A 13,155-nucleotide genomic window follows, 5' to 3' on the forward strand; every position below is an offset into this window, starting at 1 on the left:
AATGAAGGGGAGGTGACCGTCTTGCGCGACTCCGTCGACGATTTCCTCGACCAATGGACCGTCCTGCGCACGGACCTGGACCTCGACGCCATGGGTACCGTCGGGCGCATCATGCGGCTCTCACGGCTCGTCGGCGCCGGCCTCAAGGACTACTTCGCCGAACACGGCATGGAGACCTGGGAGTTCGACGTCCTCGCCACCCTGCGCCGGAGCAACAGACCGCTCACCGCGAAGGAGCTGGCCGCCGGCGTCATGATCGGCTCCGCCGCCCTGACCAACCGCGTGGACCGCCTCGTCGCCCAGGGCCTGGTCACCCGCGAGGCCGTACCCGGTGACCGGCGCAGCCTCCACATCGCCCTCACGGAGGAGGGCCGGACCCGGGTCGACGACGTGGTGGAAGGCCACGTGAGCAACCAGCGCAAGCTGCTGTCGGGACTGGGCGCCGAGGACTGCGAACAGTTCAACGCACTGCTGCGGACGTTGCTCGTGTCACTGGGGGACACGCGCTGATCTCGGCACGGGCGGTTTGTCGCGCTGCCGTCGGACCGCTCGCTTCCTGGCAGTGGCGCGCTGGAGCGAGCGGCCCCACGGTCGGTCGGCGACGCCGTTGACGAAGGCGGCCCAGGTGGCCGGAGGGCGGCGTCCACGGTGTACCGCCGGAGGGGGGTGGGACGCTTCCGGCTTTCCGCCGTGCGGGCGACCTGCCCCCGCGTACGCTGCCGACGTGACCTCTCCCGCCGCGCGCACCGCGCTGGACCTCACCGCCGGCCTCCCGGTGACCGCCCTGGAGGACTTCTACCGGGACCTCCACCGCCATCCCGAGCTCTCCCTGAAGGAACACCGCACGGCCGGCAAGCTCGCCGAACGCCTGGAGCGGGCCGGGTTCGAGACGACCGACGGCATCGGCGGAACCGGAGTCGCAGGCGTCCTGCGCAACGGCGACGGCCCCGTCGTCCTGCTGCGCGCCGACATGGACGCGCTGCCGGTGCGGGAGGAGACCGGGCTGCCGTACGCCTCCGAGACGCCCGGTCTGATGCACGCCTGCGGCCACGACCTGCACGTGACCTGGCTGGCCGGCGCGGCGCAGGCCCTGTCCGCCGGGCGGGAGACCTGGTCGGGCACGCTGCTGGTGGTCGGACAGCCCGCCGAGGAGACGGGGCTGGGCGCGGCCCGCATGGTGGCCGACGGGCTGTACGAGCGGTTCCCGCGCCCGGACGTGCTGCTGGGCCAGCACGCGGTGCCGGGCCCGACGGGGTTCTACGGGCACGTGCCCGGTCTGATCCTCTCCGCCTCGACGGACCTCGACATCGTCGTCCACGGGGTGGGCGGGCACGGCTCGCGCCCCGAGACGGCCGTCGACCCGGTGGTGACGGCGTGCTTCCTGGTCACCCGGCTCCAGACCGTCGTCTCGCGCGAGGTGGCGGCCGCCGAGTCCGCCGTCCTGACCGTGGGACGGATCGAGGCCGGCACCCGGCCCAACATCATCCCGCCCGAGGCCCGGATCTCCCTCAACATCCGCACCCGGTCCGAGCAGGTCCGCGACCGGATGATCGCGGCGGTACGACGGATCGCGGCCGGCGAGTGCGCGGCGGCCGGCTGCCCGCGCGAGCCGGAGGTGACGGTCGGCGCGTCCTTCCCGGTCACCGTCAACGACGCCGACACGGACCGGCGGGTCGCCGCCGTGCACGGCGAGGTCTTCGGCGCCGGGACCGTCCTCGACCCCGGCCCGGCGATGGCCAGCGAGGACTTCCCGCATCTGGCCAAGGACGGGATGCCGTACGCGTACTGGTTCGTGGCGACGACCCCCGCCGACGTGTGGGACGCGGCACCCGGCGACGACCTGTCCGAGAAGCTCGCGGCCGTCCCCGGCAACCACAGCCCCCGCTTCGCACCGGACCTGTCGACGCTGGCCCCGGGCGTACGGGCGCTGGTGTCCGGGGCCCTCGCGCACCTGGTGTAGCTAGTCCGGCAGCGCCTTCCGCAGCGCCTCGTCCAGGCCTTGCGCGAGCTGGGCGTCGGTCGGCGGGCGGTCGCCGAACAAGGCGCCGAGCTGGGCGGTGAACGTCTGGGTGAACGCTCCGTACAGCGGGGTGCGCGGGCGCTGGACGGCACTTCGGAGCGCCGGGAGGAGGATGCGGCCGGCGTAGGCGGGGCGGCCGGCCTTGTCGCGGGGCATGCGGTCGGCACCCTCGCCGGTGGGGGAGGGCGAGGGGCTCGCCGCGGTGAGGGGGCACTTCACCGGGGCGCTGCCGTACGCCGATGCCCGCGTCGCCGCGAACCCCGCGTCCAGCAGACAGCGTTCGCTCTCCCTGCCGGTGAGGAAGCCGATCAGCTCGGCCGCCTTGCCCGCCCGCTGCGACGCGGCGGTCACCGCGAGGTTCTGGCCGCCGAGCACCGCCCGGCCGGGCAGCGGGGCCACGCCGAGCTGTTCGGCGGTGAAGGTCTGGTGCAGCGTGCGGTAGGCGTAGGGCCAGTGGCGCAGGAAGGCGGTGCGGCCGGCGGCGAAGTCGGCGAGTGAGGCGCCCTCGTCGGAGTGGACCGCGTCCTGGAGGGTGTACGGCTTACCGGTGCGCTGCCGGAGTTCGGCGATGCCCTCGGTCAACTGTTCGACGGTGGCGATGTAGCGGCCCTCGGCGTCGGTGAGCGCGAGGTCCGGCGTCGCGGACGCGAACGCCTCCACGGCGTTGACCGTGCGGCCCTCGTAGGGGGCGAGCTGGGTGGTCCAGCCCTGCTCATAGCCCTTGGGCGGTTTGTCCTCCAGCAACTGGATGGTGTCCTGGAGCCGTGCCCGGTCGACGCCCGTGCTCAGGTCGGTCTGCGTGATGCCCGCCGCGCGGAGGTGGTCGCGGCGGTAGTAGAGGAGTCCGACGTCGCTGTTGAACGGCACCGCGTACACCTTGCCGTCCCAACGGGCCGTGTCCGCGACCGACTTGATGATGTCGTCGTCCAGCACCGCGTCGGGCAGCCCGCGCACGAGGCCGGCGGCGGCGAACTCCGGTACCCAGGTGACGTCCAGGTTGACGACGTCGTAGGCGGCGCTGCCGGACTGGAGGGCGCCGAGGAGCTGGCTGCGCTGTTCGTCGGCACTGCCCGGGAGCTCGACCAGGCGGGCGCGGTAGCCGGTGCCGGCCTTCTCCTGCTGCCGGTTCCAGGCGTCGATGAGCTGCTGACGGATGCCGTTCTTGCCGGTGACGTCCCGGCCGCTGGCGACGACGATGTCGCCGGGCACGTCGGCGGCGGGCTTCGCGGACTCCCCGGCGTCGCCGCCGGTGCACGCCGTGACCGCCGTGACCAGGAGGACGGTCAGCAGGGCCGCGAGGCGCGCTCCGGTGCCGCGGAGCGCCATCAGTCGTGCGGTGCCGCCGCGGGTGCCGCTTCCGGCCATCAGTCCTCCCCCCTCCCCGCGCGCGCGACCTCGTCGGTCAGGCCCGCGCCGGGGTCCTCGTCGGCGTCCAGGCAGCGGCCGCCGCTCGCGGCGGAGATGCGGGCGGCCGGTTTGCCCGGGTCGCAGCCGCCGGTCTCCAGGGACACCATGGCCACCGGCACCTTCGCCGTCCGGGCCCTGTTCAGCACCTCGTCGAGGTCCGTGCCGGTCAGCCGGTCGTCGTCCTCGCCGTCGGTGATGTGCACGAGGAGACGGGGGCGTCCGGCCGGGCCGCGGGTGCTCAGGTCGTCGAGCGCGGCGAGCAGGGCCGCGTGCGGGTCGGCCTCGGCGTCCCGCACGCGGGCCGCGTCGACGGCGCGTTCGGCGTCCTTGCGGGTGTGACGGCCGAAGGGGAGCAGGGTCTCGTACGGGCGCTCGGCGCCGGACGTCCCGGACATCGCCCACACGCCGTACTCGTCCCCGCCCCCGAGCCCGCCCAGGGACTGCCTGAGCAGGCCGGGCCCGCCGCTGGGCCCCTCCCACAGGGAGGCCATCGAACCGGAGCTGTCCAGCAGGAACAGGACGCGGCCGGGACCGTGTGCGGCGCGGTAGCCGTCGAGCGCCTTCTTCATCTCGTCCCCTCCGGCGGTCTCGGTGAGCGGCGACGGCGCCGACAACACCCCGGTGGGGACCGGACCGTCGGCGTCCAGCAGGGGGTGCTCGCCGCTCGCGGAACGGAAGCCGTCCCGGGCGAACGCGGCCCGCCCTTCCTCACCGGTGAGCCAGGTGCGGAAGTCCTCGGCCGCCTCGTCCCGCGCCGCCTCGTCCCGGTCGGCGTCCTGCCAGCGGACCCGCACGAACGTGGGCTCCAGCCCCGGTACGTCGCCGGGGTAGTGGGCGACCCGGGGCGTCCGGGTCGCCCGGTCGCAGCCGACGCCGCTCCTCAACAGGAACTCTGGGACCAGGGCGGCGGTGCCGTCGTCCACCGCGTCGTCGTCGGGCAGCGTGCACAGCAGGTCGGCGGCCGTGGGAGAGGGCGGCCCCGGCTGCGCGACCTTCAGTTCCGCCCCGCCCGGGTCGGCTCCGCCGGCGTACAGGCCGACGGTGGCGAGCAGCGCGGAGGCCGCGAACTCCGGGTCGGAGCGGCGCACTTCGGCATCCGCGTCGCGTTCGCGCAGGGCGGTGATCAGCAGGGACAGCGAGGGTTCGACACGGCCGTCCAGGTCGGCGGCGAGGGGCTTCGGGACGGCGAGCACGACCGGGGAGTACGCCAGCGGATCGTCGTCGGGGTCCAGGCGGGCCACGGCGTCCGTGTCCTGGGCGGCCTTGACCCGGGCGGCATCGGCGGCGGTGGCGGGGATCCAGACGTCCGGCTGCGGGCCGACGTCCCGCTGCGGGTTGGTGTCCTCGTCCCGGGGTTCCTGCCAGGCGTCCGACTGCCCGGCGAGTGCGGTGACCGCGTCGGCGGAACCCGCGCTGTAGACCGTGATGCCGCTGCGCCGGCAGCCGTCGCCGGTGGTGTTCTCGTCCGACGTCAGATAGGCCTCCGCCGCCGCGCTCACCGTCGGTTCGAGGTCGGGGTCGGTCAGGACCCGCAGTTCGAGCGGCGGCGCGCAGGAGGACCGGCCGCCGTTGAGGGTGACGATGCTGTAGGAGCCGAAGCCCACGGCGACGAGGGCGACGGCGAGGACGAGGGTGACGCGAAGGCCGGGGCGGCCGGCGGCCCACAGGCGGCGGTAGGCGCGGGTGACGGCGGTGGCGCCGCTGTGGAGAGGGTCGAGGACGGCTGCCGCGGCGGTGCGCAGACGGGAGGGGCGCTGATCCCGTTCGTCGCCGGGCTGCTCGCGCGGACCCCGCTGCCCTCCGGAGGGCCACGGTCCCGCCCCGCCCATCGCCCACCGAACCGACGGAGCCGACCGCGCGGACAACAGGACGTCCTCACCCGGCTCCGTCCTGCTCTGCGGCTCCCACGGCTCCTCTCGCATCGTCTTGTGCCCCGCTGCCGCCATCCGGTCCCGGAGCCGGTCCGCGAGTTCCTGGAAGCCCAACTCCTCATCCTGCTCCAGGATTTGTACGAGCTCCCCGGTGAACGGCGTCGGTGCCGCGCCGTCCCCCGCGTCGGTGCGGTGGTTGGCCTGCACGCTCATCAGCAGCAGCACGCGCCGCTTGTCGCGGAAGGTCTCCCAGATCCACGCGGCGTTGCCGGCGAAGCAGCAGTCGAGGACCACCACGATCCGCTCGGCCGGACCGGCGGCGAGCACGGTCAGGGCGGTCGTGAACACCTCCGCGCCGGGGAAGACCGCGTGCCCGCCCGCGACCACGCTCGCGTTGCGCATCTGCAGGAACAGCTCGTCGCCCGCGCTGGGGATGGCACCGTGCCCCGTGAAGTACAGGAACAGCAGCCCCTCGGCCTCCCCGGCGGTCCTGCGCAGGGCGTGGTCGAAGTCGTCCAGGGACGGCGAGCGGGCCACCGTGATCTCGTGCTCGCCGAAGACCCGGCCCCGCAGCAGCGCGTCCCGGAGCCGGTTCAGGTTGTGCTTGACGGCGGGTAGGTCGCCGGGCACGCCGTGCGGCGGCTTCGTGAGGTCGTACTCGGAGACCCCCACCAGCAGCGCCCGGTTCACCCGTCCACGCGGGTCGAAGCGGGTCACCGGCCTACCTGTCGTCGAGGTCCACGGTGTCGACACGACCCTCGGGCGGATCGCCGTCCTCGACCTCTCTGCGGTTGGCCCGCCAGGCCTCCACGGACTGCTTGACCTGCGTCAGCAGCTCCTTGAAGACGGTGGCCGCGCCCGCCCCGACGACGGCGACGACGATGTCCATGCCGACGCCCATCGGGGCACCGGGCTCGTCCGCCTTGCGCTGCTCGTGAATCTGCAGCCGGCCGGCCCGCACCAGTTCGTCGAGTGGCTTCTCCCGCTCCAGCCACTTGCGCAGAGCGCCGACGTCACTCTCGCTCGCGGTCCCGTCCAGCCGAACGCGTATGCCTTGGTTGGCCACTCCATCCCCCTCAGCCATAACTCACCATCATGGCACCGTGGTTGGAGTCAGGGGAGGGGTCGGCGGGGTCGCATGTTCACGAGCTGAGCGTCTGCAGCTGGCTCAGTTGCCGCTGGATGTGGTCCAGGGCGCCCTCGCGGCGTCCCGGTACCCGGGCCCGCAGGCCGGCCAGCTCGGCCCCGAGTTCACGGGCCGGTGCCGGGTCGCCGATCTGCCCCCACTGGTGGTGGGCCCGGTCCACGGCCGCCTCCACTGCGGGCGCGTCCACCGCCTGCCCGGCGCCGAGCCGGGCCGACGCCACCGCCAGCCACGTCCGGCAACTGCGCACCGGATCCCCCGCGAACATCGCCAGATCCGCCCGGACCTCGGCCCAGTGCAGGGCCTGCTCGGAGGCCCTGCCGTGGGCCCGTACGGCGGCCTGCTCGTGCTCGGCGGCGAGGGCGTCGGCGGCGTCGTGACGGCCGTCCTGGACGGCGGTGGTGATGGCGACGTGGGGGTCGTCGGGCTGCTCCTGACGCGGGCCGACGACGTCGACTCGACGCCGTTCGGCTGTGTTCGGCCCCTCCGGCACCTGAGGACGAGGCCGTTCAGGCCGATACGGGGGCCTGGGGGCGGGGCCCTCGGGAACGGCGGCGCCGGGCACCCCCAGCACGAGGTCCCCGTACCCGTCGCTTCCCAGCCGGGCCAACGCCTGCTCATGCAACTGCTCCACCGGCGGACGCCAGCCGCTGCGCAGGATCGTCGCGATCGCCTTCATGTACGCCGGCGCGGCCACCGTCCGCCGGGACGACGGCGGGGGCGCGATACGGCCGTACACCGCGCTGCTGCGGCCGGAGTCGAGCGGGTGGGCGCGCAACCAGGCCCAGGTCTCCGCGTCCGCGTGCAGATCGAGCAGCAGGGTCGTGGTCCCCGGCGTGCGCAGGCGCAGTTCCTCGCGGATCCAGTGCCAGGGGAAGCCGGTGTAGCGGACGGTCGCCGAGGTGGTGCGGGCCAGCGCGAGGTGGGGCAGGTGCTGGCGGCGGTCGAGCAGGAGCTGGCCGGTGACGAAGACGGTCAGCGGGCCGGGGGCCGTCGCGGCGGCCCGCAGCCGGGTCAGGACGGCCTGGGGTTCCAGCGGGTCGGCGAGCTCGACGACGTTGGCGGTGTCGGTGCCGGACAGCACGGCGGGCGGCACGGCCGCGAGCACGGGGAGCACGGACGCCGCGTCCACCAGACAGCCCTTGCCCACCGGCGATGCGGCGAGCAGTAGCACGGTTCCCGGCATCGGTCCCTCCCCGTCCCCCGTCGATCACTTACGGCAGCACCGTAACCGCTGCGGGTGCAAAGGTGGGCCTCAGGACTGCAAACGAGCCTGCCCCGGCGCCCCGCCGAAGGCGCCTGGGCACCGGAAACCCCTGTCCGCCGACTTGCCAGGGCCTGTCCCCAGGTGTGCTCTGGAAGGCGGGGGCGAGGAGAGAGGAGTGCTCTCATGGCTCAGGCGGCACCCAGGCCCGGCGGAATGCGCGGCATGCACCGTCGTCCGGCCCGGCGAGGCATGACCCGGCCGACCCGCACACCGGACCTGTTCAGCGAGCGGGTCCACACGGTGGCGAGGTACGCGATCCCCGTCGTACTGGGACTCGTCTACGGCTACTGGGCCGCGGCCAACCGGCGCGACGGCGGGCCCATCACCGGCTGGAACGTCCTGTTCGGCTTCGTCACCGCGATCGCGTTCATCGTGCTGTGCCTCGCCGTGGCGACGTTCGCCCCGCGTCTGAAGCGGGAGCTGCACTCGCTGACGAAGTCCGGCTTCGCCGGAGCGGCCTTCGGCTTCCTGTACGGCCAGACCGGCGCGAGCGTCCTGCGGTCGGCGGTCATGGGACTGGTGGTCGCGGCGGCCATCTTCGCCGTGTTCTTCTACCGCTACTACACGCGCGAGGACGCGGAGGGAAACCGCATCCGCTGAACGGCACAGCTGAACGGCACAGGGGCCCCGGTCGGTAGCCGGGGCCCCTGTGTCTCCTTCATCCCTCATCCCTCCACTCACCGGACGACCGGAAGCCACTCCCAGCCGCCCGACGAGGATCCGGCCGCGCTCCAGCTCCATGAGCCCGAGGCGCTCCAGGAGCCGGAACCGGAGACACTCCAGGAACCCGAACTCGACACGGCCCAGGACTCGTTCCAACTGGGGTCGTTCCAGTCGGGGTTGGCCCAGGCGTCGTTCTTCCATTCCGGGCACGGGTCCGAACAGGTCGGCACCCAGCGCCCGCCGGTGTCCACGAAGTCGGCACTCACCCAGCCCTGGGCGCCGACGAACCAGTACCAGTACGCATTGCCGTTGACGCTCTGGCCGCGGACCTTGCACTCGACACGGTCCTGGCTGCCGGGCGAGAGCCGGTCGACGACTGCTGAGTGGGTGGTGGGCGCCGCTCTCACGTTCAGGGCGGTACCGGAGACGATGGTGCCCCAGATCGGACCGCCGGATCCGCCGCTGCCGTGTCCGTCGGCGTAGGTCGGCGGGGTCGCGGCTGCTGCCGTGGTTCCCGCCGCCGCGACGGCGAAGGTGCCGCCGCTGAGCAGGATCGCGGCCAGGGTCCGCAGGGCCGGAGTGGTGCGCATGAATCGGCCTCCTTCTCCCCAGATCCAGGAAACACCCGTTCGGGTGAACCCTCCACCGGAGAGCGGAATCCCCAGTTCCGCCAAGGCTTGCGGCCGCCCGGTTCCCGTTCGGCTTGCCCCGTGCGCCCATATGCAGTCACGCCGCTCGCACCCCCGCCCCCGCCCGTCTTGCCTGGAAGGGTGCCCACACGACTCCGGAACGCCCTGTCGGCCGTACTCATCGCCCTGGCCTGTCTGCTCGTGCCGTTCGGCGCGCTGGCGGCCTGGGTGGCGTACGGGCTCGCCGACACGAACCGGTACGTCACCACCTTGGCGCCGCTCGCCGCCGACCCGGACGTGTGCGACGCGATCGCGGACACCGTCGGCTCCGGAATCGTGCAAGAGGCCGGCGTCGGCGGGCAGATGCGCCCCTTCGTCCGGGACGCGGTGCGCTCGTTCACCCGGACCGAGGCCTTCCGCACGGCCTGGGACGCGGGCAACCGAGCTGTGCACGACGCGGTGTTGAGCGCGCTGCGGGGCGGCGGCGAGGGCGCGGTGACGGTGGACCTCGCGCCGGTCGCCGCCGAGGTGAAGGACCGACTGACCGCGGACCACGTGCCGTTGGCGTACCGCATCCCGGTCAGGCACACCGAGGTCCCGGTGCTCCCGGCCGAGGACCTGACCCGGCTCCGGAAGGGGTTCCACGTGCTCGACGTCGCCGGTTTCTGGCTGCCCGTCACGGCGGCCGTGCTCGCGGTCGCCGGGATCGCCGTCGCCGCCTGCCGCCGCCGCGCGGTCACCGCGACCGCCCTCGGCACGGCCCTGGGCGGCGCCCTCCTCGGCCTCGCGGTCGCCGTCGGCCGCCGGCTCACCCTCGCCGACCTGCCCGACCCGGCCCACCAGCCGGCCGCGGGCGCGATCTACGACGCCCTCACCGCCACCCTGCGCACGGTCTCCTGGCTGCTGGTCGCCGTCGGTGTGACGGTGGCCCTGACCTGCTGGCTCATCGGCCGGTACGGCCATCTCGTGCGACGTCCGCCAGCGTCCGCAGCGCCCGCCGCAGATCCCCCACAGCAGCCGACGCGAGCCCGAGCCTGACCGCGTCCGGCGTGCGGCTCGGGTCGACGGCGAAGGCGGGCCCGGGCGTGACGGCGATGCCGTGCGCGGCGGCCGCGGCGGTGAAGGTGTCCGCGCGCCAGGGGGCGGGCAGCTCCCACCAGGCGTAATAGGCGCGCGGATCGGACCGTACGGCGAACCCGTGCAGCTCCTCTTCGAGGATCCGCTGTCTGCGCCCCGCGTCCGCCCGCTTCACCGCGACCAGCCGCGCCACCGCGCCGTCCCCGATCCATCGCACGCCCGCCTCCAGCGCGAACCGGCCGGCACTCCAGCCCCCGGACCGGATCGCGGCGGCCACGGCTTCGACCCGATGCGGCGGTACGACGGCGAATCCGACGGTGAGCCCGGGGGCGACCCGTTTCGACAGACCGTCGACGACATGCGTGATGCCGGGAGCGTGGACCGCGAGGGGGTCGCTGTCGGCCAGGAAGGACCAGATGCGGTCCTCGACGACCGGAATGCCCAAGTCGGTCGCGGTGTCGGCGAGTTGCCGACGCCGTTGCTCGCTCATCGTCACGGACGTCGGATTGTGCAGCGTCGGCTGCACGTACAGGGCCGAGAGGGGAGCCGTGCGGTGGACGGCGGCCACGGACTCCGGCGACGGACCGTCCTCGTCCGCCGCCAGCGGCACCAGCGTGATGCCGAGCCGGGTGGCGATCTCCTTGACCACGGGATACGTCAGCGGCTCGACGCCGACACGGCCGCCGGGCCGGACGAGGGAGGCAAGCGTGGCGGCGACGGCCTGGCGGGCGTTGCCGGTGAAGAGCAGTTGGCGAGGGCCGGGCTGCCAGCCCGGGGTGGCGAGGAGGGCTGCCGCGGCGTCCCTGGCCGACGTGGTGCCGTCGGCGGGGGCGGGGAGCAGTGCCTCGGCCAGGACGTCGGGGCGGAGCAGGGGCGCGAGGGCGGGTGCCAGGAGCTCCGACTGCCCCGGTGCGGACGGGTAGTTGAGCTCCAGGTTGACGGGGGCGACCGTGGCCGGCTCGGTGAGCGCCCGGCTCATGGGGGCAGGCGGGGCCGCCCGCACGAACGTCCCGCGTCCCACCTCCCCGACGACCAGCCCCCGCCGGACGAGTTCGCCGTACACCCGCCCCGCCGTCGACCCGGCGATCCCCCGCCGCCGCGCGAACGCCCGCTGCGGAGGCAGCCGTTCCCCGGGCTTGAGCCGTCCGGCGGTGATGTCGTCGGCCAGACGGTCGGCCAGGCGCCGGTAGTCGTCCACGGGGTCCCCCATCAGATTGCACCGAGGGCAAAGATCTTATTGCACCGACGAGTTGGAGCGATCTAGGGTCGCTCACATGACCCCTTTCCCGGAGTTCCTCGCGTACGAGGACAAAGGTACCGATATCTCCGCGGTCCCCCTCGTCCTGGTCCACGGCCACCCCTTCGACCGCACGATGTGGGCCCCGCAGATCGCGGAGTTCCCCGCCACGCGCCGGGTGATCGCCCCCGACCTGCGCGGGTACGGCGAGTCCCCGCGGACCCCCGGCGTCACGCGGTTCGCGGAGTTCGCCGAGGACATCGAGGCGCTCCTCGACGACCTGTTGGTCGAGACCTTCGTCCTCGCCGGGCTGTCGATGGGCGGCCAGGTCGTGATGGACGGCTACCGGCGCTTCGGGAGCCGCATCCGGGGCCTGGTCCTCGCGGACACCTTCCCGGCGCCCGAGACACCTCAGGGCGTGAAGTCCCGCAACGCCATGGCGGACCGGCTCCTGCGGGAGGGGATGCGGGGGTACGCCGACGAGGTGCTGGAGAAGATGGTGGCGCCGTACGCCTCGCCCGAGGTGAAGGCCCACGTCCACCGCATGATGACGTCCGCCCCGCCCCAGGGTGCCGCCGCCGCCCTCCGCGCCCGCGCCGGCCGCCCCGACTACCGCGAACTGCTGACCCGCGTCACCGTCCCCGCACTGGTCGTCGTGGGCACCGACGACGCGTACACGCCCGTCTCCGACGCACAGGACATGCATGCGGCGCTCCCCGACTCGACGTTGCGGGTGATCGAGGGCGCGGCACACATGCCGAACCTGGAGCGGCCGGAGGAGTTCAACGGGGCGCTCGGGGAGTTCCTGGCGCGGGTGGACGGCCGCTCGTAGTCTCGGGACGGTGACTCGACAGCGCTTGCGCAGGCCCGGCATCTGGTTCGCCGCGCTGTTGTTCGCCGGAGTGAGTGTCGTCGTGGGGTGCCGGGTCGCCGACACCGACGGGATCACCCCCGTCCCCCAGCTCCTCGCCTTCCTGCCGTGGCTGCTCGCGCCCGCCGGGCTGGGGCTGGGGATCGCCCTGCTGGCCCGGTGGTGGGCCGGGGTGGTGTGGGCGGTCGCCGTGCTCGGCCTGCTGGCGTGGTTCATGGAGCCGTACGGGAGGACCACCGCACCCGGCGGGGCGGCCGTCGCCTCTCTCCGGGTACTGAGCTCGAACGTCGAGTTCGGACAGGCCACCGAATCCCTCATCGCCACCGTGCGCAGCGAGCGGCCTGACCTCGTCTTCGTACAAGAGTGCGAATACCGCTGCGACGCGGCGCTGAAGCAGTCGCTCGCCGCCGACTATCCCCACCGGCAGGCCGTCGAGGGCGGCGGATCGACGGGGTCCGTCCTCCTCAGCCGCTTCCCGCTCCGGGACGCTGCTCGCATCCCGGGCACGATGGGCATGCCGGGCGCCGTCGCCGAGGTGCGCGGGCGGGCCGTACGGCTCCAGCTCGCGCACCCGATGCCACCGCTGCCCGGCCAGGTCGACGTCTGGCGGCGCGAACTGGGCACCCTGCGCGACTTCGCCGCCGCCCACGCCAAGACCCCGACCATCCTGGCCGGCGACTTCAACGCCTCGCAGGACCACGCCGCCTTCCGCCGCATCCTCGACACCGGCCTGCGCGACGCGGCCCGCCTCGCCGGTTCCGACCGCACCCCCACCTGGCCCGCCCGCACGGCCGGGACCACTCCGGCGCTGGGCGCCCAGATCGACCACGTACTGGTCTCCGGCGACTTCGCCGCACGCGAGGCCCGCTTCCTCGGCCTCGACGACACCGACCACCGCGCCCTGCTCGTCGACATCACGCTTCACCAGCGGGGATGACAGATGACAAGGGCGATCGCGCCACCGCGGTG

At 73.8% G+C, this 13,155-nt stretch carries 12 protein-coding genes; 6 read left to right on the forward strand and 6 right to left on the reverse strand.

The window, feature by feature from the left end; all coding sequences use genetic code 11:
• The first annotated feature begins 21 nt into the window (after positions 1-21).
• Together ADK57_RS20595 and ADK57_RS20600 are read left to right on the forward strand one after the other, a co-directional pair.
• Positions 22-510: a MarR family winged helix-turn-helix transcriptional regulator gene (locus ADK57_RS20595; RefSeq protein WP_053750981.1), complete on the forward strand. Its 489-nt coding sequence runs from the start codon at positions 22-24 to the stop codon at positions 508-510.
• Between the two features lie 214 nt (positions 511-724).
• The gene (locus tag ADK57_RS20600; RefSeq protein ID WP_053750941.1) at positions 725-1,960 is read left to right on the forward strand and encodes an amidohydrolase; all 1,236 of its coding nucleotides are present in this window, start codon (positions 725-727) and stop codon (positions 1,958-1,960) included.
• Here ADK57_RS20600 and ADK57_RS20605 read toward each other — a convergent pair whose 3' ends face one another.
• Genes ADK57_RS20605 through ADK57_RS20620 form a run of 4 tightly spaced genes read right to left on the reverse strand, consistent with a single transcriptional unit; the run spans position 1,961 to position 7,628 of the window.
• Positions 1,961-3,346 carry an extracellular solute-binding protein gene (locus ADK57_RS20605; protein WP_053750982.1) on the reverse strand — a complete coding sequence of 462 codons (1,386 nt, stop codon included), beginning with the start codon at positions 3,344-3,346 and terminating at the stop codon, positions 1,961-1,963.
• A gap of 38 nt (positions 3,347-3,384) precedes the next feature.
• Positions 3,385-6,015: a substrate-binding domain-containing protein gene (locus tag ADK57_RS20610; RefSeq protein WP_053750942.1), complete on the reverse strand. Its 2,631-nt coding sequence runs from the start codon at positions 6,013-6,015 to the stop codon at positions 3,385-3,387.
• A gap of 4 nt (positions 6,016-6,019) precedes the next feature.
• Positions 6,020-6,382 carry an effector-associated constant component EACC1 gene (locus ADK57_RS20615; protein ID WP_053750943.1) on the reverse strand — a complete coding sequence of 121 codons (363 nt, stop codon included), beginning with the start codon at positions 6,380-6,382 and terminating at the stop codon, positions 6,020-6,022.
• 58 nt (positions 6,383-6,440) lie between these two features.
• Positions 6,441-7,628 (reverse strand): hypothetical protein, encoded by a 1,188-nt coding sequence (locus ADK57_RS20620; RefSeq protein WP_053750944.1) that lies wholly within the window; start codon positions 7,626-7,628, stop codon positions 6,441-6,443.
• A gap of 204 nt (positions 7,629-7,832) precedes the next feature.
• Between ADK57_RS20620 and ADK57_RS20625 the strand changes: the two genes are divergently transcribed.
• Entirely contained in the window at positions 7,833-8,309 is a 477-nt protein-coding gene (locus ADK57_RS20625) for a hypothetical protein (RefSeq protein WP_420711876.1), read from the forward strand.
• 77 nt (positions 8,310-8,386) lie between these two features.
• Here ADK57_RS20625 and ADK57_RS20630 read toward each other — a convergent pair whose 3' ends face one another.
• Positions 8,387-8,962, reverse strand: coding sequence for an SH3 domain-containing protein (locus ADK57_RS20630; protein WP_053750946.1), 576 nt, complete (start codon positions 8,960-8,962; stop codon positions 8,387-8,389).
• 180 nt (positions 8,963-9,142) lie between these two features.
• On the opposite strand from ADK57_RS20630, the gene ADK57_RS20635 reads away from it, so the two are divergent.
• Complete coding sequence (locus ADK57_RS20635; RefSeq protein ID WP_053750947.1) at positions 9,143-10,039, forward strand: hypothetical protein; 897 nt, start codon at positions 9,143-9,145, stop codon at positions 10,037-10,039.
• Here ADK57_RS20635 and ADK57_RS20640 read toward each other — a convergent pair.
• Positions 9,945-11,276 carry a PLP-dependent aminotransferase family protein gene (locus ADK57_RS20640; protein WP_053750983.1) on the reverse strand — a complete coding sequence of 444 codons (1,332 nt, stop codon included), beginning with the start codon at positions 11,274-11,276 and terminating at the stop codon, positions 9,945-9,947. The genes ADK57_RS20635 and ADK57_RS20640 overlap by 95 nt on opposite strands.
• A gap of 76 nt (positions 11,277-11,352) precedes the next feature.
• Here ADK57_RS20640 and ADK57_RS20645 point away from each other — a divergent pair, with 76 nt between their 5' ends.
• Positions 11,353-12,147 (forward strand): alpha/beta fold hydrolase, encoded by a 795-nt coding sequence (locus tag ADK57_RS20645; protein WP_053750948.1) that lies wholly within the window; start codon positions 11,353-11,355, stop codon positions 12,145-12,147.
• 10 nt (positions 12,148-12,157) lie between these two features.
• Entirely contained in the window at positions 12,158-13,123 is a 966-nt protein-coding gene (locus ADK57_RS20650) for an endonuclease/exonuclease/phosphatase family protein (RefSeq protein ID WP_053750949.1), read from the forward strand.
• Positions 13,124-13,155 lie beyond the last annotated feature (32 nt).

The sequence above is a fragment of the Streptomyces sp. MMG1533 genome (assembly GCF_001279775.1).
Lineage (GTDB): Bacteria > Actinomycetota > Actinomycetes > Streptomycetales > Streptomycetaceae > Streptomyces.

Excerpts from the sequence above, each read along its gene's own strand:
- ADK57_RS20620 (WP_053750944.1), bottom strand. The coding sequence starts at position 7,628 with ATGCCGGGAACCGTGCTACTGCTCGCCGCATCGCCGGTGGGCAAGGGC.
- ADK57_RS20605 (WP_053750982.1), bottom strand. The coding sequence starts at position 3,346 with ATGGCGCTCCGCGGCACCGGAGCGCGCCTCGCGGCCCTGCTGACCGTC.
- ADK57_RS20630 (WP_053750946.1), bottom strand. The coding sequence starts at position 8,962 with ATGCGCACCACTCCGGCCCTGCGGACCCTGGCCGCGATCCTGCTCAGC.
- ADK57_RS20645 (WP_053750948.1), top strand. The coding sequence starts at position 11,353 with ATGACCCCTTTCCCGGAGTTCCTCGCGTACGAGGACAAAGGTACCGAT.
- ADK57_RS20625 (WP_420711876.1), top strand. The coding sequence starts at position 7,833 with ATGGCTCAGGCGGCACCCAGGCCCGGCGGAATGCGCGGCATGCACCGT.
- ADK57_RS20615 (WP_053750943.1), bottom strand. The coding sequence starts at position 6,382 with ATGGCTGAGGGGGATGGAGTGGCCAACCAAGGCATACGCGTTCGGCTG.